Annotated in this window: 26 protein-coding genes; 15 read left to right on the top strand and 11 right to left on the bottom strand. The window is 67.5% G+C overall.

Features of this window, described 5'->3' with window-relative positions:
- Positions 1-42: 42 nt before the first annotated feature.
- Positions 43-1,206, bottom strand: coding sequence for an acyltransferase family protein (locus AC1RT8_RS17170; RefSeq protein ID WP_493076886.1), 1,164 nt, complete (start codon positions 1,204-1,206; stop codon positions 43-45).
- A gap of 143 nt (positions 1,207-1,349) precedes the next feature.
- Here AC1RT8_RS17170 and AC1RT8_RS17165 point away from each other — a divergent pair, with 143 nt between their 5' ends.
- From AC1RT8_RS17165 to AC1RT8_RS17145, 5 genes are all read left to right on the top strand, one after another.
- Entirely contained in the window at positions 1,350-2,150 is an 801-nt protein-coding gene (locus AC1RT8_RS17165; RefSeq protein ID WP_493076884.1) for a LytTR family DNA-binding domain-containing protein, read from the top strand.
- A 61-nt stretch (positions 2,151-2,211) separates the two neighbouring features.
- Complete coding sequence (gene ispG / locus AC1RT8_RS17160) at positions 2,212-3,330, top strand: flavodoxin-dependent (E)-4-hydroxy-3-methylbut-2-enyl-diphosphate synthase (RefSeq protein ID WP_493076882.1); 1,119 nt, start codon at positions 2,212-2,214, stop codon at positions 3,328-3,330.
- A 135-nt stretch (positions 3,331-3,465) separates the two neighbouring features.
- Positions 3,466-4,371 (top strand): DMT family transporter, encoded by a 906-nt coding sequence (locus tag AC1RT8_RS17155; protein ID WP_493076880.1) that lies wholly within the window; start codon positions 3,466-3,468, stop codon positions 4,369-4,371.
- Positions 4,368-4,847: a GNAT family N-acetyltransferase gene (locus AC1RT8_RS17150; RefSeq protein WP_493076879.1), complete on the top strand. Its 480-nt coding sequence runs from the start codon at positions 4,368-4,370 to the stop codon at positions 4,845-4,847. Before AC1RT8_RS17155 ends, AC1RT8_RS17150 begins: the two co-directional genes overlap by 4 nt.
- 1 nt (position 4,848) lies before the next feature.
- Positions 4,849-5,205 (top strand): TfoX/Sxy family protein, encoded by a 357-nt coding sequence (locus AC1RT8_RS17145; protein ID WP_493076878.1) that lies wholly within the window; start codon positions 4,849-4,851, stop codon positions 5,203-5,205.
- Here the strand turns inward: AC1RT8_RS17145 and AC1RT8_RS17140 are convergent.
- From AC1RT8_RS17140 to AC1RT8_RS17130, 3 genes are all read right to left on the bottom strand, one after another.
- On the bottom strand, positions 5,132-5,842 hold the full coding sequence (locus tag AC1RT8_RS17140) for a hypothetical protein (RefSeq protein WP_493076876.1): 711 nt from the start codon (positions 5,840-5,842) through the stop codon (positions 5,132-5,134). The two genes, AC1RT8_RS17145 and AC1RT8_RS17140, sit on opposite strands and share 74 nt — an antisense overlap.
- 7 nt (positions 5,843-5,849) lie before the next feature.
- Entirely contained in the window at positions 5,850-6,407 is a 558-nt protein-coding gene (gene ppa / locus AC1RT8_RS17135) for an inorganic diphosphatase (RefSeq protein ID WP_493077290.1), read from the bottom strand.
- A 95-nt stretch (positions 6,408-6,502) separates the two neighbouring features.
- Entirely contained in the window at positions 6,503-8,410 is a 1,908-nt protein-coding gene (locus AC1RT8_RS17130) for a M61 family metallopeptidase (RefSeq protein WP_493076874.1), read from the bottom strand.
- A gap of 167 nt (positions 8,411-8,577) precedes the next feature.
- On the opposite strand from AC1RT8_RS17130, the gene AC1RT8_RS17125 reads away from it, so the two are divergent.
- Together AC1RT8_RS17125 and AC1RT8_RS17120 are read left to right on the top strand one after the other, a co-directional pair.
- Positions 8,578-8,736, top strand: coding sequence for a hypothetical protein (locus AC1RT8_RS17125; protein WP_493076872.1), 159 nt, complete (start codon positions 8,578-8,580; stop codon positions 8,734-8,736).
- A 329-nt stretch (positions 8,737-9,065) separates the two neighbouring features.
- The gene (locus AC1RT8_RS17120; protein WP_493076870.1) at positions 9,066-9,284 is read left to right on the top strand and encodes a hypothetical protein; all 219 of its coding nucleotides are present in this window, start codon (positions 9,066-9,068) and stop codon (positions 9,282-9,284) included.
- Here the strand turns inward: AC1RT8_RS17120 and AC1RT8_RS17115 are convergent.
- Positions 9,272-10,210: a LysR substrate-binding domain-containing protein gene (locus AC1RT8_RS17115; RefSeq protein ID WP_493076868.1), complete on the bottom strand. Its 939-nt coding sequence runs from the start codon at positions 10,208-10,210 to the stop codon at positions 9,272-9,274. The two genes, AC1RT8_RS17120 and AC1RT8_RS17115, sit on opposite strands and share 13 nt — an antisense overlap.
- Positions 10,211-10,302: 92 nt before the next feature.
- Here AC1RT8_RS17115 and AC1RT8_RS17110 point away from each other — a divergent pair, with 92 nt between their 5' ends.
- The 3 genes from AC1RT8_RS17110 to AC1RT8_RS17100 are packed head-to-tail and all read left to right on the top strand — an operon-like array spanning position 10,303 to position 12,769.
- Positions 10,303-11,382, top strand: coding sequence for a hypothetical protein (locus tag AC1RT8_RS17110; RefSeq protein WP_493076867.1), 1,080 nt, complete (start codon positions 10,303-10,305; stop codon positions 11,380-11,382).
- Positions 11,379-12,254 carry a TolB family protein gene (locus tag AC1RT8_RS17105; protein ID WP_493076865.1) on the top strand — a complete coding sequence of 292 codons (876 nt, stop codon included), beginning with the start codon at positions 11,379-11,381 and terminating at the stop codon, positions 12,252-12,254. The genes AC1RT8_RS17110 and AC1RT8_RS17105 overlap by 4 nt, the downstream gene beginning before the upstream one ends.
- 29 nt (positions 12,255-12,283) lie before the next feature.
- Positions 12,284-12,769 (top strand): anthrone oxygenase family protein, encoded by a 486-nt coding sequence (locus AC1RT8_RS17100; RefSeq protein WP_493076863.1) that lies wholly within the window; start codon positions 12,284-12,286, stop codon positions 12,767-12,769.
- Between the two features lie 123 nt (positions 12,770-12,892).
- Here AC1RT8_RS17100 and AC1RT8_RS17095 read toward each other — a convergent pair whose 3' ends face one another.
- Positions 12,893-13,792, bottom strand: coding sequence for a LysR family transcriptional regulator (locus AC1RT8_RS17095; RefSeq protein WP_493076862.1), 900 nt, complete (start codon positions 13,790-13,792; stop codon positions 12,893-12,895).
- Between the two features lie 116 nt (positions 13,793-13,908).
- On the opposite strand from AC1RT8_RS17095, the gene AC1RT8_RS17090 reads away from it, so the two are divergent.
- The 4 genes from AC1RT8_RS17090 (at position 13,909) to AC1RT8_RS17075 (ending at position 16,902) form a co-directional block, all read left to right on the top strand.
- On the top strand, positions 13,909-14,649 hold the full coding sequence (locus tag AC1RT8_RS17090) for an SDR family oxidoreductase (RefSeq protein WP_493076860.1): 741 nt from the start codon (positions 13,909-13,911) through the stop codon (positions 14,647-14,649).
- 42 nt (positions 14,650-14,691) lie between these two features.
- A complete protein-coding gene (locus AC1RT8_RS17085; protein WP_493076858.1) occupies positions 14,692-15,591 on the top strand; it encodes an SDR family oxidoreductase in 900 nt (299 codons plus the stop codon).
- Between the two features lie 133 nt (positions 15,592-15,724).
- Entirely contained in the window at positions 15,725-16,213 is a 489-nt protein-coding gene (locus AC1RT8_RS17080) for a methylated-DNA--[protein]-cysteine S-methyltransferase (protein WP_493076857.1), read from the top strand.
- Positions 16,210-16,902 carry a 2OG-Fe(II) oxygenase gene (locus AC1RT8_RS17075; protein ID WP_493076856.1) on the top strand — a complete coding sequence of 231 codons (693 nt, stop codon included), beginning with the start codon at positions 16,210-16,212 and terminating at the stop codon, positions 16,900-16,902. The genes AC1RT8_RS17080 and AC1RT8_RS17075 overlap by 4 nt, the downstream gene beginning before the upstream one ends.
- Positions 16,903-17,341: 439 nt before the next feature.
- Here the strand turns inward: AC1RT8_RS17075 and AC1RT8_RS17070 are convergent, their stop codons facing one another.
- From AC1RT8_RS17070 to AC1RT8_RS17060, 3 genes are all read right to left on the bottom strand, one after another.
- Positions 17,342-17,707, bottom strand: coding sequence for a response regulator transcription factor (locus AC1RT8_RS17070; RefSeq protein WP_493076855.1), 366 nt, complete (start codon positions 17,705-17,707; stop codon positions 17,342-17,344).
- A gap of 81 nt (positions 17,708-17,788) precedes the next feature.
- A complete protein-coding gene (locus AC1RT8_RS17065) occupies positions 17,789-18,430 on the bottom strand; it encodes a response regulator transcription factor (RefSeq protein WP_493076854.1) in 642 nt (213 codons plus the stop codon).
- Complete coding sequence (locus tag AC1RT8_RS17060) at positions 18,427-20,715, bottom strand: ATP-binding protein (RefSeq protein ID WP_493076853.1); 2,289 nt, start codon at positions 20,713-20,715, stop codon at positions 18,427-18,429. The genes AC1RT8_RS17065 and AC1RT8_RS17060 overlap by 4 nt, the downstream gene beginning before the upstream one ends.
- Positions 20,716-20,885: 170 nt before the next feature.
- Between AC1RT8_RS17060 and AC1RT8_RS17055 the strand changes: the two genes are divergently transcribed.
- Positions 20,886-21,656, top strand: a complete 771-nt coding sequence (locus AC1RT8_RS17055) for an alpha/beta fold hydrolase (protein WP_493076852.1) — start codon at positions 20,886-20,888, stop codon at positions 21,654-21,656.
- A 16-nt stretch (positions 21,657-21,672) separates the two neighbouring features.
- Here AC1RT8_RS17055 and AC1RT8_RS17050 read toward each other — a convergent pair whose 3' ends face one another.
- Positions 21,673-22,635, bottom strand: coding sequence for an SDR family NAD(P)-dependent oxidoreductase (locus tag AC1RT8_RS17050; protein ID WP_493076851.1), 963 nt, complete (start codon positions 22,633-22,635; stop codon positions 21,673-21,675).
- Positions 22,636-22,729: 94 nt separating this feature from the next.
- Positions 22,730-22,876 carry a hypothetical protein gene (locus AC1RT8_RS17045; protein WP_493076850.1) on the bottom strand — a complete coding sequence of 49 codons (147 nt, stop codon included), beginning with the start codon at positions 22,874-22,876 and terminating at the stop codon, positions 22,730-22,732.
- Positions 22,877-22,909 lie beyond the last annotated feature (33 nt).

The following is a 22,909-nucleotide window of genomic DNA, read 5'->3' as shown; positions in this document are numbered from 1 at the left end:
GTGGCCCGGGCGGGGCGGCCCCCCGCCCGGGATTGCTCGAGGTTAGGCCGTCTGGAGGTCGGCGGCGACCGCCTCAGATTTCGGGCCGGTCTTTCGCCGCAGGCCGATCAGCGGCCGCAGCCAGCCGACCTCCCGGCCGATCAGATAGAAGGCCCAGCACCCGACCACCGTCGCCGGCACCAGGATGGCGAACTCTGCGACGGGACCGATGCCGAGCGGTTTCAGCCAATATTCCACGAGGATGATCACTGTCTGGTGGATGATGTAGAAGGGGAACACAGCCTCGGTCAGCATCGGCCGCCAGCTGCTGTCGCGGTTCCAGAATCGCTCGGCGATGCCGATCAGCGCGGCGATGCTGGCCCAGCATTGCACCTCGCGTGCGATATGGAAGGCCCGGGCGATCGGCCGGGTCGGTATGGCGAAGCCGGGATAGGCGATCTCGACCGAGGCGACGACGCCATAGCCCGCCACCGCCAATATCGCCGCCGGCACCCAGATGCGCGCGAGCGCCGCCCGTGCCGGCGCCGACCCGGCCAGGCCGAAGCCGAACAGAAAGGCGGGGAAATATTGCAGGTGGGCGACCCCGTCGGTGACCAGATCATGCGTATCCTCGACACCCGGAAACAGGACCATGCGGAGTATGAGCAGCCAGGCGATGGGCACCCACAGCACGCCGATTCCCCCAAATACCCGGTCGAACGCTGCCTGAACGCCGGAGAAGCGCGGGGTCAGCAGCAGGGCGAGGGCGAGGGTATAGGCCCAGAGATAGGCTACGAACCACAGATGGTTCCAGGTCGGCAGGATGATCCCGTCGAGCGTGCCGAAGCGGAAATAATCGTGCGAGAGGAACCAGAGGAAGCCGTGCGTATAGCCATGCTGGGTGACCAGCTCGACCCAGCTTTGCGGGGGCACGACAGCCACGATGCCGAAGGCAAGCGGCAGCAACAGGCGCGCATTGCGGTTGCGCAGGAAGCCGCGAATGCTGGCCGATTTGGCGAACAGCGCACGGCTGGCGAAGCCCGACACGACGAACAGCAGGGTCAGCCGCCAGGCATTGGTCAGCAGCATCGGTACCGCCACCCAGTCGGCCGGGTCGGCGGTCTTCACATGAAAGCCCCAGGTCACGAAGACCATGCCGACATGATAGAAGATCAGCAGGCCGAACGCCCCGATCCGCAGCCAGTCCATTCCATAATGTCGTTCCATCGCGTCTCTCTCCATCGCGCAGCTCAATCATCGATCGGCAACGGCTAGCGAGCGCCCGCCCGGCCCGGTATCGGGGAGGGCCGGAACGCGGTACCACAGGGACGATGGCTACGAGGATGGGGACGAGCGGCGGCGGAGGCGGGATGAACGGTGCGCAGCGCCGGCTCGCGCTCATCCTCGGCGCGGGCTTCGCGGCGATCCTGCTCGCGGTGATGGTCGCCAATGCCGAATCGACGATGAGCGACCTGGCCGTTGCGGGGCTCCCTGAAAGCAAGGCGCATATCTGGCTGTGGGAGGTGAGCAGCATCGTCTCCTGGCTCACCGTGGTTCCGCTGATCTGGTGGCTGGTCGCGCGCGTCCGCCCACCTTTTGTCTCCTGGCCGGTAGCGCTGCTGCTGATCGCGCTGGCCAGCGTGCCGCTGTCGCTCTGGCACATGGCGCTGATGGTCGGGCTGAGGAAGCTCTACTACGCCATGGAGGGCGGGCAATATCTGTTCTTCAACAAGGTCTCGAATCGCCTGCTCTACGAATATCGCAAGGACGTCGCGACCTATCTCCAGTTCGCCGGCCTCGCCGCGATCGCGCAGTGGCTGCTGGCGCGTGCGGGCGTGCCGGTAACCGCCCCAGAGCCGCCGCGGATCCTCAAGGTGCCGGACGGCGCCGTGACTCATCAGGTGCCGGTCGACGAGATCGATCATGTCAATGCGGCGGGCAATTATGTCGAGCTCGCCTGGGCCGGGCGAACCCTGCTTCACCGCGCGACCCTGGCGGCGGTCGCGGCCGAGCTCGGCCCGGCCTTCGTCCAGATCCACCGCAGCCGCCTGGTCCGCCGCGCCGCGGTGCGGCGGGTCGAGACCGATCGGAGCGGCGACTTCACCGTGACGCTCGCCGATGGCACAAACCTGCGCGGCAGCCGGCGCTATCGGGATTCGGTGCAGGACTGAGGCTCGCGCTTTCGCAGGCGCGAAGGCGGCGCTATATGGCTGGGCGAAACGAGGTAATTCCATGTCCATTCGTCCGTGGCGCGACATCACACGCCGTCAGAGCCGCCAGATCATGGTCGGCAACGTCCCCGTCGGCGGGGATGCGCCGGTCACCGTGCAGACGATGACGAACACGCCGACGTCCGACGCGAAGGCGACGATCGACCAGATCCGCCGCTGCGAGGATGCCGGCGTCGACATCATCCGCGTGTCCTGCCCCGATGTGGAGAGCACCGCCGCGCTGAAGCAGATCGTCCGCGCCAGCCGGGTGCCGATCGTCGCGGACATCCATTTCCACTACAAACGCGCGCTCGAGGCCGCCGATGCCGGCGCCGCCTGTCTGCGCATCAACCCGGGCAATATCGGGTCGTCGGACCGGGTGCGGGAAGTGGTCAACGCGGCCAAGGCCAATGGCTGCGCGATCCGGATCGGCGTGAACGCCGGCAGCCTGGAGAAGGACCTGCTCGAGAAATATGGCGAGCCCTGCCCCGAGGCTTTGGTCGAGAGCGCGCTCGACCATATCAAGATCCTGCAGGACCATGACTTTCACGAATATAAGGTCGCGGTGAAGGCCTCCGACCTGTTCCTCGCGGTCGCCGCCTATCAGCAGCTTGCCGAAGTGGTCGATTGCCCGCTTCATCTCGGCATCACCGAGGCGGGCGGGTTCGTCGGCGGCACGGTCAAGTCGGCGATCGGGATCGGCTCCCTGCTCTGGTACGGCATCGGCGACACGATCCGAGTCTCGCTCTCGGCCGAACCCGAGGAAGAGGTGCGCGTCGGCTTCGAGATCCTCAAGAGCCTCGGCATCCGCAATCGCGGTGTGCGCGTCGTCTCCTGCCCGAGCTGCGCGCGCCAGGGCTTCGACGTGATTCGCACGGTCCAGGCGCTGGAGGAGCGGCTCCAGCATATCCGCACGCCGATGTCGCTGTCGGTGCTCGGCTGCGTGGTCAATGGCCCCGGCGAAGCGCGCGAGACCGATATCGGCCTCACCGGCGGCGGCAATGGCAAGCACATGGTCTACCTGTCGGGCGTCACCGATCACACCGTCCAGAGCGAGGACATGATCGAGCATATCGTCAAGCTGGTCGAGGCGAAGGCCGCCGAGATCGAGGCAGCCGATGAGGCACGCGCCGCCGCCTGAGGCGGCGTTCACCGGGGGACTTATCATGGACAAGCTGGATGCGCGCGGCCGCGTGGCGCAGGCGCTGGTCGGAGTCGCGGCCCTGGTGGCGCTGGCCCTGCTCGCCGGGAGTACGCCGCGTGACAGGCGGGCGACGTGAGCGCGCCGTCCAGATATTCGGCATCGACCATCGCCTTCGCGGTCGCGACTCTCGGCATCGCCACCTATGCGGTGATGGATGCGTTCATGAAGGGCCTGAGCATCGCCAGCGGCGCCTATAGCGCCGTGCTGTGGCGCTCGCTCGCGGGCGCCGCGCTGACCGGCGTGATCTTCCTCCTCCGCAGCAATGCCTGGCCGGAGAGCGTCGCGCTGAAGTTGCACGTCGCGCGCGGCCTCGTTGCGGGCATGTCGGTGCTGCTGTTCTTTTGGGGGCTTGTCCGCGTGCCGATGGCGCAGGGTGTGGCGCTCACCTTCCTCGCCCCGTTGATCGCCTTGTATCTCGCGGCGGCGATGCTCGGCGAACGCATCCGGCGCGCCGCGATCCTTGGCTCGGCGATCGCCAGTATTGGCGTGTTCGTGATTGCCTGGGGACAGGCAGAGGCAGGCGGCAGCCACGACACGCTGATGGGCTCGGGCGCGATCATCCTCGCGTCCTTCCTCTATGGTTACAGCCTGATCCTGTTGCGTAAGCAGGCGCAGCTTGCCGATCCGATCGAGGTGACCCTGTTCAGCGGCCTGACCATCGGCATGCTGCTGCTGGTCGGCGCGCCCTGGTTCGCGGTGATGCCGACGGTCACGCAGCTGCCCGCGATCGGGGTCGCGACCCTGCTCGGTACCTTCTCGGCGGCGGCGCTCGCCTGGGCTTATGGCCGGGCCGAGGCGCAGATTCTCGCGCCGGTCGAATATACCGCCTTCATCTGGGCCGCGATCCTTGGCTGGCTGGTGTTCGGCGAGCATGTCTCGCTCTACACCGTGGCGGGGGCCGGGCTGATCATCGCCGGCTGCCTTGCCGCAATCCGTGGCACCGCCGCACCCGCCCCGCAGACAGAGGCTGCCGCATGACCGAACTCCGTTTCGCCACCCCCGACGACGTCTCCACCATCATGCGCTTCGTGCGCGAACTGGCCGAGTTCGAGCGCGAGGCCGACAAGGTCGTCGCGACCGAGGAATTGCTGCACGAGGCGATGTTCGGCGATCGCCCGGTCGCCGAAGCGGTGATCGCCGAGCGCGACGGCACGCCGCTCGGCATGGCGCTGTTCTTCCATAATTTCTCGACCTGGACCGGCTGGCGCGGCCTGTATCTCGAGGATCTGTACGTGACGCCCGAGGCGCGCGGCCAGGGCGTCGGCGCGGCTCTGCTGCGGCACCTCGCGGCTATCGCGGTCGACCGGGGCTGCACCCGTTTCGAATGGGCCGTGCTCGACTGGAACGAGAAGGCGATCGACTTCTACAAGGCGATGGGCGCGGTGCCGATGGACGACTGGACGGTCAACCGCGTGTCCGGCGATGCGCTGACCAAACTCGCGGGGCGCGGCTGAAATGGCATTCGACCAGGGACTGGTGGACTGGATCGCCGAGGCGATGGAGCCGATCGGTACCGTCACCATGCGCAAGATGATGGGCGGGGCGACCCTGTATTGCGACGGTACCATCTTCGCGATCGTCTCCGATGAAGGGGCGTGGTTCAAATCCGATGCGGTCAGCGATGCCGAATGGGACGACGCCGGCTGCCAACGCTTCTCTTATGAGATGAGCGAGGGCCGGGTTGAATCGATGAACTACAGGCGGGCGCCCGACGAGGTCTATGACGACGCCGACGAACTCAGGCGCTGGGCGTCGCTGGGCCTGGCGGCGGGACAGCGCGCGCCGCGAAAAGCGAAGAAAAAGAAGCAATAAACGCGGCGATCAACAGGGTGACCCAGCCCAGCAGGAAGCCGGCCATCATCCAGCTGCTCGGCATCGTCATCAGGCCAGTCAAGGCAAGCAAGCCGCCCATCGCGATGAAGCCGGCGAAGAGGCGCGAGAGCCGCCGCCCGCGGGCCAGTATCTCGGCGATGCCGATCGTGCCGAGTGCGAGCAGGGCGAACTTCACATGCACCGGCCACCACAGGGCCTGGAGCAGGGCCGGCGTGCCGGGCAGGTCGCGCAGGATCGCGTAGAGCAGCGCCCCCTCGATCTCGTCGCCGATCGCCGCGATCAGCAGCATGGCGACGACCACGCGCCTGACCCAGCCCTGCGCGCCGGCGGCGATCACCGCGAGGACGAGGAACGTGGTGTAGAAGGGAATGAAACCAAGCGCGTCGAGCAGCAGGCCCGTCTTCTGCGCTGCGACCAGAGTCGCGGTGCAGGGCTCGCTGCCGAACAAGGCCGCGATCTGGGCCGGGGTGCGGGCGAATTCGAAGGCGACGATCGGGCCGAGGCCGCCATCGGGCCCGCACGAGGCCATGCCGGGGATACGCCCGAACGACGCGGAGCAGATGAAGGCGACGATCCCCGCCGCCGCGCATCCCCTCCAGGCCGTCCGGGGCGTCATCCGGGGATCATCCCTTCTTGGCCTTTTTCGCCTTCTTGGCGGCCTTGGCTGCGGCGATCGCTTCGACCACGACACGCTTGGCTTCCTCGGCATCGCCCCATTGGCCGATGCGGACCCATTTCTCGGACTCCAGGTCCTTATAGTGTTTGAAGAAATGCTCGATCTGCTGGAGCACGATCGAGGGCAGATCGCCGCGTTCGCCCACGTCCGAATAATAAGGGAAAGTGGTGTCGACCGGCACGCAGACCAGCTTCTCGTCGCCGCCGGCCTCGTCCTCGAGCTTGAGCACGCCGATCGGCCGGGCGCGCACGACGCAGCCGGGCACGAAGGGCGAGCGCGCCACGACCAGGGCGTCGAGCGGATCGCCGTCGGGCGACAGGGTGTGCGGCACGAAACCGTAATTCGCCGGATAGCGCATCGGGGTGTGGAGGATGCGATCGACGAACAGCGCGCCCGACTTCTTGTCGAACTCATATTTCACCGGCTCGCCGCCGACGGGCACCTCGATGATGACGTTGAGGCTGTTGGGCGGATCGTCGCCGACGGAAATCAGGTCGATGTTCATGGTGTCCTGGGCTTTCATGGCCGTTCGCCCGGGCCGGCCGGAGGCGCGAAGGCCCCGGCAGGTCCGGATCGAGCGGTGTTGGGGTGCCCCTCTCCTTACCTCGCCGTCAGCAGCTTATCGAGGCCACCCTCGCCGCTGCCGATCTTTTCGAGGCGCGGATAGCGCAGGCCGCCATGATAGTCGATGCTCACCGGCGTGATGCGGTCGTTTGCCTTGACCAGCAGCACGATCGGCTCCTTGCCGGCCTTCGCGGCGGTGACGGCGGTCTTGACCGCCTCGGCCGACCAGGTGTTGCCGTTGACCGCCACGATCGTGTCGCCGACCGTCATGCCCGCCTTGAACGCCGGGCCGTCCCAGGTCACGCCCGTCACCGCGCCTTCATTGCTCAGCGCGAGGCCGAGCGAATAGCTGAGGTCGGTGCGTTTCGCGACGGTCTCGGCATGCTTGAACGAGGGCGTCGGCTCGTCGGTGTAGATCAGCTTGTAGCCGTTGTTGATGAAACCCTGCAGCGGGGCTGGCTCGCCCGTCTCGGTGATGCGCTTCTTGAGGAAGCCCGCCCAGTCATAGGGCTGGATGGTGTTCAGGGTCGCGGCGACATCGTCGAAATTATAGGTGACCTGGCCCCAGTCGCCGTCCTTGCCGCGGAAGAAGGTGCCGGCGAAATCGTCGATCGATTTGGTGCCGCCCGACAATTTCCGGAGGATCGAATCGACCTCCATCCAGATCAGCAGGCCTTCATTGTAATAATCCTCCGACCGCTGGTTGCTCAGCCAGCCCTTGGGCCGGCGCTGCGAGATGACCGGATCGTTGGTGGTGTCGACCATGTTGCGCCATTCGCGCGCCGGGCGGTTGTCCAGCGTCGCCATGATCGACGCATACATGTCGAGGGTATCCTGCTTCGACACCAGGCCCGAGCGCGCCTGGAGCACATAGCCCCAGAACTGGGTCTGGCCTTCATAAACCCAGAGCAGCGATCCGCGCATCGGGGTGCGGTAGTCGGGCGTCCACAGGTCTGCGCCGCGGCGGTATTTGCCGTCCCAGCTATGGGTATATTCGTGCGGCAGCAGGTTGCGCGATCCGGGGCCGTCCTTCCATTTCAGGAAATAGCCGAGCTTCACCCCGTCCTCGGAACTGCGGTGATGCTCCAGCCCGATGCCCCCCATCTGGTCCGACAGCGACAGCAGGAATTCATACTTGTCGTAATGCTGGGCGCCGAACAGCTTTACCGACTGCTCGACCAGGCGCTTGTGCGCGTCGATCTGCTCGGGGGTGGCGGCGAGTTCCTCTTCATTGTCGGCATAGACGTTGAGGTTGACGCGCGGGCTGAGCGCCCAGCCCTTATAGTAGCGGCCGGCGAGAACGGGTGAGTCGACCAGCACTTCGTAATTGGTCGGCTCATAGGTGTAGGTCGATCCGACGGCCTTTGACGGCAGGCCCGACGAGGCATGCCAGCCATCGGGATATTTCACGGTGGCCTTCACCGGGATCTGCCGGGTGAAATAGCCGGCCGGGTACAGGCTCATCGAGTTGAACTGAAGGCGCAGCATTTCGGGCGAGACCACGATCGAGCCCTGGTCGCTCGCCGTGGAGGAGGCGAATTTCAGGCCGATATCGAGCGTCTTCGCGCCCGACGGCACATCGATATGATAGGCGAAGACATCGACCGGATCGCGCGTCCAGTGGACCTCCTTGCCGCCCGCGCGGATGTGCAGGTCGACTATCTTGTCGAGCTCGCCGCGCGGCGAATGCGCGCCGGGCAGCCATTTCGGGAAGAGCAGCACCATCGGGCCCGATTTCGCGACCGGGATGGTCTCCCTGGCGGTGAAGATGCCGCGCTTGATGTCGGTCGCGTCCACGTCGAGCGTGATCGTGCCCGGATAGGGAATGTCGCGCGCATCAGGGATGGTGTTCACATAGGGCACCGGCTGCGGCTTCGAATTCTCGGCGAGCGCAGGCATGGCTGCGGACGCGAGCAGGGACACGAAGAGGACGCTACGGATCATCAAGGAAAGCCTTTCGGCAAGAGAGGAGATGCGGTGGCTTAATGGGGTAACGCGCCGCGAGTCCAGCGTCCGGCACCGACGTTCGATGCGATTTTGGCAACGTTCGCAACGCTGACCGAAACGGGCGCAATTTTGTGCCGTCGGGCCGGATCGCGGCGATATTTTCGATGGCGAACGGCCAGTCGTTCGCGACAGTGAAGGACAAGAAATCCAGTTGGAAACTGCGTCGCTTCGGCGATTTTGGCCCAGTAATCGCCGATTTTTGCGACCCACCTGCCTGTGCCGCGAAATCGGGCGCTTCTTGGGCTCTGCACGCATTTTATTGAAGACAATGATCCCAAGGTGTCCAGCGACTTGGTGGAAAGGGCGTTGGGGTGCCCAGCGAACTTCGGCCATATTGCCGATTGTCTTGCCGAATTTCGCGAGGGGTATCGGATTTTCAATGGGCGTTACTGTGAGCGGGAAAACGATACTTGGCATGCAGGGGGTCCGGTTGCGACTGGAGGGGCTCCCGGCGATTCAAGCATGATCGCGGCTGCGGTTGAATCAGTCGCGAGTCGTTGCCGCGAGAATCCTGAATACGGGCTTCACCTATTTTGTCGGGGAACCTCCGGCCGCGCCAACCCTTTGCGCTTCAACCAAAATGAGGTCGCCAGTGGGAAGCAAGACTGGAAGCGGGGATTCCGCCGCCTGTATCATCGCCATGTATGGACGCGACGCAGCGAAGCATGTGCTCGATCTGGCCTGGGCCGTGATCGAGGCCGAGCCTGAACCCGACCCCGAGGCGATCGGTCGCCTCGCCCGGCTCCTGCGCGAGATCGAGGCGAACCAGCGCCAGCAGATCGACCAGGTGGCGGCGCTTCATTCGGCCTGAGGGCCGACGGCGCGGCGGATGAACTCAGCCCCCGCCGCACACGCATCCGCCGCCTCGTCGCTCAGCCAGTCGCGGAAGCTGGCAATCTTGCGGCTGCGCTGCCGTGCCACCGGATAGGCAAGCCAGAAGGTGCGGCCGTCGCTCGCGACCATGTCATGCGCGGGCACCAGCCGGCCGGCGTCGATCTCGCCGCGGAACAGGATCGGCGAGGCGATGGCGATGCCATGCCCGGCCAAGGCGGCCGCCACATCCATATGCTCGGTCGCCAGGCTGGTGCCGAAGCTGCCCGGCGGCGGCCCCTCCGCAAAGCCGAGCGCGCGATACCATAAAGCCCACCAGTCGGGCCGGCCGAGCAGCGGTGCCTCGATCGGGCGGCGCGGATCGGCGAGGCCGGCCGCCGCGTCCTTCAGCGTGGGCACGCACAGCGGCATGAAGATGCTCGGCATCAGCCTGACCGAGCGCAGCCCGGTCCAGCGGCCATGGCCGTTGCGGATCGCCGCGTCGAACCGGCCCGCGCCGAGATCCTCGGCGATCGCCGACAGGTCGAGGTCGAGCGATATCTCCGGGTGGCGCGCGCGGAAGCGGCCGAGCCGGGGCGTCAGCCAGCTCGTACCGAAGGTGGGGAGCGCGGTGAGCGACAGCCGCGCCTCGTCCATGTCGGCCGCTCGCACGAAGCTGGCGCGCAGGCCCGCGAACGCATCGATCGCCTCGCGCGCGACGACCGCGCCGGGCTCGGTCAGCTCGACCCGGTGGGGATGGCGGCGGAACAGCGTGACGCCGATCTGCGCCTCCAATTGGCGCACATGATAGCTGACCGAGGCGGCTGAGGTACCGAGTTCCTGCCCCGCTTTGGCGAAGCTGCCCAACCGCGCCGCCGCCTCGAAGGCGCGGATCGAGGATAGGGATGGGAAGCGATGGTGGACCATAAGCCTGACTTAGCCTCTTGCGGCGATCTTCGCCTAGTCAATTGCGCGGCCGCTGCCATCCTGCCGCGCACACAGTGACCCGGGAGTGACTGATGGAGAGGGAGTTGAACCTGCCGGCGCGGCGCGAGGTCGTCGCGGCGCTGACGGCGATGGGTGGCGCTGCGGCGTTCGGTCTGCCCGGCCTTGCCCTGGCGCAGGGCGACCTTGCAGCGAGAGCGCATGACTGGGACTGGCTGATCGGCACCTGGGACGTGTGGCACCGCCGCCTGCGCGATCGGCTCGCCGGCAGCACCGAGTGGGACGAGTTCAAGGGGAGGAGCGCCCTGTGGCTGACCCTGGCCGGGTTCGGCACGATCGACGACAACAGTCTCGACCTGCCCGGCGGCACCTATCGCGGGCTCAGCATCCGCGCGTTCGATCCGGCGGCGGACACATGGTCGATCTGGTGGCTCGATTCGCGCTACCCCACCACGATCGACGCGCCGGTGCGCGGCGGCTTCACCGGCGACAGCGGGACCTTCATCGGCGAAGACCTATTCAAGGGGCGACCGGTGACCGCACGCTTCCGCTGGTTCGAAACCCATAGCCGCCGCCCGCATTGGGAGCAGGCGCTGTCGACCGACGGCGGCAAGAGCTGGGAGGTGAACTGGGTCAATTTTTTCACCCGCACCGCCGCAACGGCGACGCCGCTGCCGCCCTCCGGCGTGGCGCCGCATGACTGGGATTTCCTGGTCGGACGCTGGGATGTGCGGCACCGCAAGCTGAAGCGCCGGCTGGCCGGCAGCAATGATTGGGACGAGTTCGGCGGCACGTTGGTCAACTGGCCGGTGCTGGGCGGGCAGGGCAATGTCGGCGACAATGTCATGGACTTCCCCGCCGGCCGTTATCGCGGCGTCGGCATCCGCGCCTTCGATCCGGCGACGCGGCTCTGGTCGAGCTGGTGGCTCGACGGACGTAATCCGGGGACGATCGCCGCGCCGGTGCGGGGCAGCTTTGCCGATGGGGTCGGCACTTTCATCGGCGACGACGTGCAGGACGGCCGCCCGGTCAAGGCGCGCGTGCTGTGGTCGCGGATCACGCCGGGCTCGGCGCGCTGGGAGCAGGCGCTGTCGGCTGACGGCGGGGCGACATGGGAGACCAACTGGGTCAGCGATTTCACGAGGCGTGCGTGAAAGCCACCCTGGTCTGTGCGCTGCCCCTGCTGCTCGGCGCCGCGGCGCCGTTCGCGATCCTCGGCGAGGCGACCCTGTTCGCGCCCGGCATCGCCTCGACCGACTATTCGGAGGTGCGGCTGACGCTCAGTCCCGATGGGCGGACGGCTTTATGGTTCAGCCGGAACCGGCCCGGCGGCCCGGGCGGCTACGACATCTGGATGTCGCGGCGGACGGCGGCGGGCTGGGGCGCGGCCGAGCCGGTGCCGTTCAATGCGCCCGGTCGGGATTTCGATCCAGCCTTCTCCGCCGACGGGCGCTTCGTCTATTTCTGCTCGGACCGGCCGGGCGGGACGGGTGGCGACGATCTCTACCGGGTGGCCGTCACCGCCGGCGGTTTCGGCGCGGTCGACTCGCTGGGCGCGGCGAACAGTGCTGGCAACGAATTCGCGCCAATGCTGTCGCCGGACGGATCGACGCTGCTCTACTCGAGCGACCGGCCGGGCGGCGCTGGCCGGCACGACCTCTATGTCGCGGCCCGCAAGGGCGCCGGCTTCGCGCCGGCCGTGCCCGTGGCGGGCGGGGTCAACACCAATGGGGACGAGTTCGACGCGACCTTCCTGTCCGACGGCGCGACCATCGTGTTCGCGCGGGCGGGCGATTTCCGCACCGACCGGGTCGACCTGTTCCACGCCTCGGTGCGGAACGGGTTATATGACGCGGGCACCCCGCTGCCCGGCAGCGTCAACAGCGGAGCCGATGGGCAGGGGGACAGCTACGGCCCGATGCTCGACTGGTCCCGGCCCGGCAGCCTTACCTTCTCGGCACAGCGGCCGGGCGCGAAGGGCATGGATCTCTACACGATCGCCTATCGGCTGGAGCAGGGTAACTGATATAGGGACGGCAACGGGAGGATAAGGCCATGGACCAACTCGTGCGGATCCTGTTGTGGTTCTCGGCGATCGGCTGCGGCATGATGGCCGGGCTGTATTTCGCCTTTTCGGCCTTCATCATGACGGCGCTGTCGCGCATCCCGCAGGCGGGCGGCGTCGCCGCGATGCAGTCGATCAACGCGGTCATCCTCAAATCCTGGTTCATGCCGCTGTTCTACGGCACCACCCTCGCCGCGCTGGCGCTCGCCATCGTCGCCGCGCTCGACTGGAGCAAGCCGGGGGCGCCGGCCATGGCGATCGGCGGGGCCGCCTATGTGATCGGCATGTTCGGCTGCACGCTCGCGCTCAACGTGCCGCTCAACCTCGCGCTCGACGCGGTGACGCCGGCGGGCGCCGAGGCGGCGCCGGTCTGGGCGCGTTACCTCAAGGACTGGACCTTGTGGAACCATGTGCGGACCCTGGCTTCGGCGCTGGGCGCCGCGCTGTTCATCGTGGCGATCGTCGCGAGGGCTTAGGTCGATTTCGCCAACTACCTCCCGTTCGTTTCGAGCGTAGTCGAGAAACCGAGCCTGGCACCCCACCAATGTTTCTCGACTACGCTCGAAACGAACGGGGAGGTTCGGTCCGAATGATCGACCCTAGTCGACTATTGTGGCAGCCGCGAATTGCCGGACGATCCAGTCGATGAACACGCGCACGCGTGGCGAGAGCTGGCGGTTGCGCGGATAGAGGATCGAGACCGGGCCGGCGGGCAGCGGATAATCGGCCAGCACGCGTTCGAGCCGGCCCGCGGCCAGATCGCGCTCGATATGGAAGGCCGGCATCTGCGCCAGGCCCAGGCCATGACAGACTCCGTCATGGAAACTCTCGGTGCCGGTGACCGACAGCGGCGCGGGCAGGTCGATGCGGGTCATGCCGCCGTCCGCCAGGAACTCGAACGGGGCGAGCGCACCCGTGGTGATCGAGCGCAGCCCGACCGCGTGATGGCCCGCAAGCTGCTCCGGCGTCTCCGGCCGGCCGAAACGATCGAGATAGCCGGGCGACGCGACGGTGATACGCGGGAGCATCGTCACCGTCCGCGCGACCAGATCGCTGTCGGGCAACGCACCGTAGCGGAGTACGCAATCGACGCCCTCGCGCACGACATCGACCCAGCGGTCGCTCTCGCTCATCGCCAGCTCGATCCCGGGATAGCGCGCGAAGAAGCCCGGCAGCCCTGGCATGAGGAAATGCCGGGCGAGCGTGCCCTGCACTTCGACCCGCAGCATGCCCTTCGGTACCGCGCCGCTGAACGCGCCTTCGGCGTCCTCGACATCGTCGAGGATCGCGAGGCAGCGCCGGTAATAGGCCTCTCCGTCGAGCGTCGGGCGCACCGTGCGCGTGGTGCGCTGGAGCAGCCGCACGCCGAGCCGCTCCTCGAGGTGCTGGATCACCTGGGTCGCGGTCGAGCGGGGCACGTCGAGATCATGCGCCGCCTGGGTGAAGCTGCGCCGGTCGACCACCCGGGTGAACAGCCGCATTGAATCGAGCCGGTCCATATTATTCTGCTTAAGCGAACAGTGTTGCCGATTCCAGCCTGATTATCTCCATCTCTTCAGCGCGCATATCGCTGTCAGCCGCTCGGGACGGGCGGCGCGACACGAAGGAGCAGGCAATGAACGGAGATACGAACAAGGTAGCGATCGTCACCGGCGCCTCGCGGGGCATCGGCGCCGCGATCGCCGAGCGGCTGGCGGCTGACGGCTTCACCGTCGTCGTCAACTATGCCGGCAGCGCGGCCGAAGCCGAAGCGCTGGTGCGCAAGATCGAGGCGGCCGGCGGCCGCGCCATCCCGGCCCAGGCCGATGTCAGCGATGCGGCGGCGGTCGCCCGCATGTTCGACGCGGCGCAGGCGGCGTTCGGCGGGGTCGATGTGCTGGTCAACAATGCCGGCATCATGAAGCTGGCGGGCATCGCCGAGAGCGACGATGCGCTGGTCGACAGCCAGATCGCGATCAACCTCAAGGGCAGCATCAACACCTTGCGCGAAGCAGCGAAGCGGCTCCGCGAAGGCGGCCGGATCGTCAATCTCTCGTCGAGCGTAGTCGGCCTCTACCAGCCCGGTTACGCCGTCTATGCCGCGACCAAGGCAGGGGTCGAGGCGATCACGCATGTGATGGCGAAGGAGCTGCGCGGCCGGAACATCACGGTCAACGCCGTGGCGCCCGGGCCGACCGCGACGGCCCTGTTCCTCGACGGCAAGCCCCAGGCGGTGATCGACACGCTCACGAAGCTCGCCCCGCTGGAGCGGCTCGGCCAGCCGGAGGACATCGCCAGCACGGTCGCCTTCCTCGCCGGACCCGACGGCGCCTGGATCAACGGCCAGATCCTCCGCGCGAATGGCGGGATCGTCTGAGCCGTCGCTTTCCCGAACCCCGAATCATCGAAGGAAATTCCCATGTCCAAGATCATCCTCATCACCGGCGCCTCAAGCGGTTTCGGCCGTCTCACCGCCGAAGCGCTCGCCCGGGCCGGTCACACCGTCTACGCCTCGATGCGCGACATTGCCGGACGCAACGCGACCAATGCTGCCGAGATGGCCGAGATGTCGGCCCGTAACGGCGTCGACCTCCGCGCGGTGGAGCTCGACGTCCAGTCCGAGCCGTCGACCGATGCTGCGGTCGAGAAGATCATCGCCGAGAGCGGCCGGATCGACGTGCTGGTGCACAATGCCGGGCACATGATGTTCGGCCCCGCCGAAGCCTTCACGCCGGAGCAGTTCGCCCAGCAGTACGACGTCAACGTGCTGGGCACGCAGCGGGTCAACCGCGCCGTGCTGCCGCATATGCGGGCGGCGAAGCAGGGTCTGCTGGTCTGGGTGTCGAGCAGCAGCTCGGCCGGCGGCACCCCGCCCTATCTGTCGCCCTATTTCGCGGCCAAGGCGGCGATGGATGCGCTGGCAGTGCAATATGCCCGAGAACTGAGCCGCTGGGGTATCGAGACGTCGATCATCGTGCCGGGCGCCTTCACCAGGGGCACCAACCATTTCCTGCACTCGGGCCGCCCCGCCGACGCGGCACGCCTCGCCGATTACGAAGCGGGTCCGTACCAGGGTTTCGGCGAGCAGGTGCAGAAGGCCTTCGCCGAGATCGTGCCCGACGATGCCGATGTGTCGGGTGTGGCGGACGGGATCGTGGACATCGTGGGCATGGAGTTCGGCACCCGCCCCTTCCGCTTCCACTATGACCCGACCCAGGACGGTGCCGATGTCGGCTTCACGGTGCTCGACCGCCTGCGCGCGGAAATGCTGCACCGGGTCGGCCTGTCCGACCTGCTCAAGCCGGCCAGGCTGGTCTGAACGGTTTGTCCACGCCGAGAAGGGCCCGCCACTCGTGCGGGCCCTTTTTGCGTCCATGCTTTGAAGGCAATCTCCGGGGTGTGTCGATCCGCCCGCGGGGCCATGTCATGGTCCACAAGAACGGAGCAATGACATGACCTATTCTTACAAGACGATCCCGTCGCCGGTCGGCGAACTGAAGCTCGTCGCGAGCGACAAGGGCCTGACCGCGATCCTGTGGGAGAATGACAAACCGGGCCGCGTTCGGCTGGGCGAGATGATCGAGGATGTCGGCCACCCGGTGCTGGTCGAGACCGAAAAGCAGCTCGGCGCCTATTTCGCCGGCACGCTGACGGCCTTCACCGTCCCGCTCGATTTCGCGGGCACCGATTTCCAGAAGAGCGTGTGGCACGCCCTGCTGACCATCCCGTTCGGCGAGACGCGCAGCTATGCCGAGATCGCACGGCAGATCGGCCGGCCGAGCGCGGTGCGGGCGGTCGGGGCGGCGAACGGCAAGAACCCCATTTCGATCATCGCGCCCTGCCACCGGGTGATCGGATCGAACGGCGCACTGACCGGCTTTGCCGGCGGACTTGCCGCGAAGGAGCGGCTGCTCGGCCTCGAAAGCGGGCAGGCGGCGTGATCGAAGGGATCGACTGGGAGGCGGTGCGGGTTGAGCTGGACGGGCAGGGCTGGGCGGTCCTGCCCGGCCTGCTCTCCGCCGCCGAGTGCGACGCGACTGCCGCGCTTTACGGCCCGGGGCCGATGTTCCGCAGCCATGTCGTGATGGCGCGGCATGGCTTTGGCCTCGGCGAATATCGCTATTTCGCCTATCCGCTGCCGCCGCTCGTCGCCGGGCTGCGCACGGCGCTCTATCCACGGCTTGCGCCGATCGCCAATCGCTGGAACGAGCGGATGGGCATCGATGTGCGTTTCCCCGATGAGCATGCCGCATTTCTCGATCGCTGCCATCGGGCGGGGCAGGTCCGGCCGACGCCGTTGCTGCTCCGCTATGGCCCGGGCGACTATAACTGCCTGCACCAGGACCTGTACGGCGAGCATGTCTTCCCGCTTCAGGTCGCGATCCTGTTGTCGGCACCGGACGAGGATTTCACCGGCGGCGAGTTCGTGCTGACCGAACAGCGCCCGCGCATGCAGTCGCGCGCCGAAGTGGTGCCGCTGGCCAAGGGCGATGCGGTGGTCTTTGCGGTCAACCAGCGGCCGCACCGGGGCTCACGCGGCGATTACCGCGTGGCGATGCGCCACGGCGTCAGCAAGCTGCGCTCGGGCCATCGCCATACGCTTGGCGTGATCTTCCACGACGCGCATTGAATCCCCCGGGACCCCAGACCCCGGGGACCCTAAACCAAGGTGTGGATTATATCGGCCCGCGGGAGGCGTATCTGTGAGCCATCAGCTTGTCGGCCCCCAGTCTCCCACTGAGGGACGGCAGCGGCGGCGCGTCCTCCCCTCCCCCCAAGCCCGGGCGCGTCGCCGCGATATATTTGAATAGTTCCGGCGGCGGCGCGTCAGGCTCGCTGCCGTTTTTGCGGTTGGCCTGGCGGGAGCGGACCCTTGCGGCGAAACCCTTCCGTCATGCCGGACTTGTTCCGGCGTTCGAGCGAGATTGTGTTCGGGGACCACGATCTCGCTCGAACGCACGGTGCCGCGAACCAATCGGCCGGTGGAAAAGGTCAACGGTGGACCCCGGAACAAGTCCGGGGTGACGATGTTGGTGAACCGGCCATGGCGCCGGCAGGAGGTCGGGTTCCTACGCCGCCGCGCGCTCGATCGCTTCCAGCAACGTATCCGGATCGATCGGCTTGGACAGGAACGCCGCCGCGCCGGCTTCCATGGCCTGGTCGCGCGCGGCATCGGTCGGATAGGCGGTCATCACGATCACCGGATTGCGCCAGCCGCGCCGGGCGATCTCGGCCTGCAGTTCGAGGCCGGTCATGCCGGGCATATGCAGGTCGGTGACGATACAGGCGATCCGGTCCTCGAGGCCGCAGCCGAGCAGGGCCGCGCCGCTGGGAAAGCAGTGGGGCGTCAGGCCGGCCGACCGCATCAGGCTGTTCAGGCTGCCCCGCACGCCAGGATCGTCGTCGACGATCGCGATGAGAGGGGATGCGGTCACGGGATACTCCAATCACTATGGCGGTTTAAGGCCTGGGCAAGGCCCGCACATGCGCCCCGCCGGCAAAATCCACCATTATACTCAGGCGTTAAACCGGTGGATCGATTCGTCGCGGATGCCGAGCTGCTCGGCCATGCGGACCAGGTCGGCGAGCGACTGTGCCTCCATCTTGCGCATCAGGTTGCCGCGGTGGATCTTCACCGTGATCTCGGACAATGCCATGCGCCCCGCGACCTGCTTGTTCATCAGGCCGGTGACGACCAGCCCCATCACCTCGCGCTCGCGCGGCGTGAGGGCGGCGTAGAGCTGGTTCAGCCGCTCGATGCCGGCCGACGCGGCGCGGCGCACACGGTCGCGCTCGATCGCCGCGGCGACCGCCTCGAGCATCTGATCCTCGCTGAACGGCTTGGGCAGGAAATCGACCGCGCCCGCCTTCATCGCGCGCACCGTCATCGGGATGTCGCCATGCCCCGTGATCAGGATGACCGGGATATGGATCCCCCGGGCGGCGAGGCCTTCCTGGAAATCGAGCCCGTTCTCGCCCTTGAGCCTGATGTCGAGCACCAGGCAGGAGGGAGGGCCGGGCAGCCCCGCGGCAAGGAAGGAAGCGGTCGTGTCGTGGAGCGCGACCTCGAGCCCGGTCGAGCGGAACAGGCTGCCGAGCGCGCCCCGCACATCGTCATCATCGTCGATGACGCACACACAGCCCTGATCGATCGTCATGCGGCAACCCTCTCGCCTTCGACGACCGGCAGGCGGAAGCGGAAGCTTGCGCCGCCCTCGGGGTTGTTCTCGGCTGTCAGCGTGCCGCCATGCTGTTCGACGATCGAGCGGCAGATCGACAGGCCCATGCCCATCCCGTCCTTTTTTGTGGTGAAGAAGGGGCGGAACAGCGCCTCCGGGTCGTCGCCGGCGATGCCGGGGCCGCAATCGCGCACCGTGACGGTCACGCCGGTGCCGTCGATCGTCGCGTCGAGGCACAGGTCGCGGCGGTCCGGCGGGTTCTGCGCCATCGCCTGCTCGGCATTCAGCATCAGGTTCATCAGCACCTGCTGGATCTGCACCCGGTCGCCCGTCACCTCGGGAAGGCCGGCGGGGATCGCGGCATGGACGGTCACATGGTTCGCCAGGAGATCGCGGTCGAGCAGCGCGATCGTCTCCTCGATCAGCGCGGCGAGATCGATCCGGCTCTGCTTCGGCTCGGCACGGCGGGCGAGGTTGCGGATCCGCGCGATCACGCTGGCGGCACGCGTGCCGTTGGAGGCGATATGGTCGAGACAGTCGGACACTTCGGCAGCGCCCGGCGCCTCGCGCGCCAGCCAGCGCTTGCCGGATTTGGCATAGGTGATGATCGCCGAGAGCGGCTGGTTGACCTCATGCGCGATCGAGGCGGCGAGCTGGCCGAGCGTGGTGACGCGCGCGACATGGGTCAGCTCGGCCTGGGCCTGGGCGAAGCGGGCCTGGGCGCGGTTCCGCTCGGTGACGTCGAGCGCCATCACCAGCACGCGCGACCAGCCATGATTGTCCTGCGGCAGGGTCACGCGCAGCACCACGTCGACGATCTCGCCCGAGAGGGTCCGGAACTGCGATTCCTCCTCCATCCAGGTTTCGCCGCGCTTCAGCGCATTGAAGATACGGACCAGCGCCGCACCGCCGACGGGTGTATAGTGCCGGAAGATGCCGCCGGCGATGAGCGCCTCGCGGTCGGGCAGGCCGAACAGCCGCGCGGCGGCGAGGTTGGCGTCGCGGAGGCGCGCGCCGCGCGCCGCCCGTTCGACCAATTCCTGGTCGGCCTCGCGTCCGTCCTGCAGCAGGGCAAAGGCCCCCGACCAGTCCGATTCCCAGATCGGGAAGCCGGCGGCGTTGAAGATGGTGCGATAGCGTTCCTCGGAACGGTGGCGTGCCTCGATGTCCGACAGATGCCGTGCCGACAGCACGGTGGTGACGCCGATCGCGAAGAGGCTGACGGCCAGGCGCATCGCCGGGGAGCCGAGCGGCTCGGCGGCGTGGCTCACCATATAGCCGGTCATGGCGAGCAGGGCGCAGACCGTGCCGGCGGCGATCGTCAGCAGGCGGTCGCCGCTGCGCGCGGCGATCAGGACGACGGTGGTGTAGAGCACGGCGACCGCGCCCTGCAGCGGGCTCATGATGTCGAGCGCGAGGATGCCGAGCGCGACGATCATCGCCGCCGCGAGGCGCAGGCGGGCGGCCAATCGCCTTCCCTCCCTGTCTCCGCGCATCATCGCCTCCCGCCAGTGCCGGGGCCATCCCGACCAGACGGGCTCCACGCTGGACGAGAGGATGGGCGAGTGCAACAGGTCAGATGGGGATTGGCGCCAGGGGATCATCGCGTCCCGACGCAGAGTTCGAACCGGGTGCCGGGCTGGGCATTCAGCCAGGCATGGTGCCCGCCCAGCCGCGCCGCCATCATCCCCACCAGCCGGCCGCCAAGGCCCGTGCTCCGCGGCGTCATTCAGGCCGAGCCCCTGGCCGCGATCCTCGACCTCGAGCAGATAGCCGCCGCGCGGGCCCGCGCGCAGGGCGATGCTCACGACCCCGGGCGCGCCCGGCGCATAGGCATATTTGAAGGCGTTGGTGACGATTTCCGAGACGATGATACCGATCGACATGGCTTCCTCGGCCGGCACCTCGACGCCGGCCGCATGCACGACGATGTGGCGGCCGGCGGCCGTATCGGCGACGCTCTGCTCAAGCTCGCCGCCAAGCTCGTCGAGATAGAGGCCGAGATCGACCATCGCGCCCTGGTGCAAGCGATAGAGCTGGCGGTGGACGCCGGCGATCGCGCCGATCCGCCGGAGCGTCATGTCGAGCGCGGCGGCGGCCACCGGATCCTGGATGCCGCGCGCTTCGGCGGAGACCATCGCCGAGAGCAGCTGAAGGCTGTTCGCGACGCGGTGATTGATTTCGTCGGCGTTACAGGGTTCGGGCGCCGGCGGCGGGACGGCTGTTCGGGCATTCTGCGCAACACGATCGATCGTCGTCGTCATCATGGCCATCCTCCACGCAGGCTATGCGCCGCTGAGGGGGCAGTGATCCCCGATCGCCGCGGGGCGGGCCATCATACGGTGGTTTAGGGTCGGGCCACCCCTTCGTATGATGGCACCGGCCCCCTGCGTGGCAGATATCCCGGTTCGTCACACCTGCGAGGAGCAACGCCATGATGGACCGCCGGACCTTCGCCCTCACCCTGGGCGCCGCTATGGCAAGCGTCGCGCTTCCGCCGGTCGCCAGCGCCGCCGCGCCAAAGGTGCGAAACGTCGTGCTGGTGCACGGCGCCTATGCCGACGGATCGAGCTGGAGCGCGGTGATCCCGCTGCTCCAGGCGGCGGGCATGAAGGTGACGGCGGTGCAGAATCCGCTGACCTCGCTCACCGACGATGTCGCCGCGACGCGGCGTGCGCTGGCGCTGCAGGACGGGCCGGTGGTGCTGGCGGGGCATAGCTATGCCGGCACGGTGATCAGCGAGGCGGGCATGGATCCCAAGGTCGCCGCCCTGGTCTATGTCGCGGCCCGCGCGCCCGATGCCGGGGAGGATTATCCGGCGCTGACGAAGAATTTCCCGACGCCGCCCGCATCCGCCGGACTGACCCATGCCGGCGGTTTCGCGCAACTGAGCGAGGAGTCGTTCCTGCGCGACTTCGCCAATGGGGTGGATCCGGTGCGGGCCCGGGCGCTCTATGCCGTGCAGGGGCCGATATCCGATACGTTGTTTGACGGCCGCACCACCCAGGCGGCGTGGCGCGGCAAGCCGAGCTTCTATGCGGTGTCGCGGGCCGATCGCACGACCAACCCGGACCTCGAGCGCTTCCTCGCGCGGCGGATGAAGGCGACGACCATCGAACTCGATTCAGGCCATTTGTCGCTCGTCACCCATCCGCGCGAGATTGCCGGGCTGATCCTGCGCGCTGCCAATGGCGGCGCGCCCTGAGATCAGGCAGCGGCGGTCAGAACCGCTCGCCGACCATCTCCTCGCTCTTCGCCCAGAGTGCCCGGGCGTGGTCGGGGTCGAGCGCATAGGGGCGCACGCCGCCGCGGATGCCTTCGCCCTCGACGATTTCGGCGACATGGCAATCCTCGCAATATTTGCCGCCCACTTCTTCGGGCGCTGCGACGATCGCCGCCCAGACCGAGGTGGCGGCGCCCTGCGGGATGGTCTTGAAGCGGAAGGCCTCGCCGCCCGCCGCCTGCTGGGCTTCGTTGATCGACTTGACCAGCGCGTCCATCGCTTCCTCGGTCATATGGCGAGCGAGTTCGGTGTGGATGCCGCCGGGATGGACCGCCGTCGCACGGATGCCCCGATCCTTGTGGCGGCGATCGAATTCGACCGCGAACAGGGCATTGGCGGTCTTGGACCGGCCATAAGCGGTGAATTCGGCATAGGGCGTATGCTCGAAATTCGGATCGTCGAGATCGACATCGGCGAAGCGATGGCCGGCCGAGGACAGGTTCACCAGCCGCCCACCCGCATTGATCAGTGCGGCGATGCGGTTGACTAGCACGAAATGGCCGAGATGGTTGGTGCCGAACTGGGTCTCGAAGCCGTCGGCCGTGAAGCCCTTGGGCGTGGCCATCACGCCGGCATTGGCGATCACCACGTCGAACCGGCGGCCGTCGGCGACCAGCGCATCGGCGCAGGCGCGCACGCTGGCGAGGTCGGCCAGGTCGAGTTCGACCAGGTCGAGGCCGCCGCCACTGGCCGCCTGCTCGCGCACGATCCCGGTCGCGCGCCGCGCCTTGTCGAGATCGCGGGCTGCGCCGACCACCTGCGCGCCGTGCGCGGCGAGCGCGCGCGCGGTCTCGACGCCGAGGCCGGCCGAGACGCCGGTCACCAGGATGCGCTTGCCGCGCAGGGATACGCCGTCGAGCACTTCGTCGGTGGTGGTGGTGTCGCCGAAATTGCTGCTCATGGGAAACTCCTTTGGGGGAAGATTGCGGCCCTTCATCTGGTCGCGAGGTGTGGGATCCGAGCGCCCGATCGTGTCGAGTTCTTGCCTGATTCTATCATGCGGCCATGTCGACGCTTGTTTCGCAGGCCCCGCGCGCCATGTTGGCGCCATGCAGGAACACCTCGATCGATTGTGCGGCCTTGCCCTCGGGCATCATGACGACGGCCGCCGCGGCGGGGCGATCCCGAACCTTGCGATCCATGTCAGCGGCGCGCCGACCGGTTCGATGCCCGGC

The organism is Sphingomonas sp. GW821-FHT10F11 (assembly GCF_058809095.1).
Note: the sequence above shows the minus strand (reverse complement) of the source record. Positions and strands in the feature narration are given on the sequence as shown.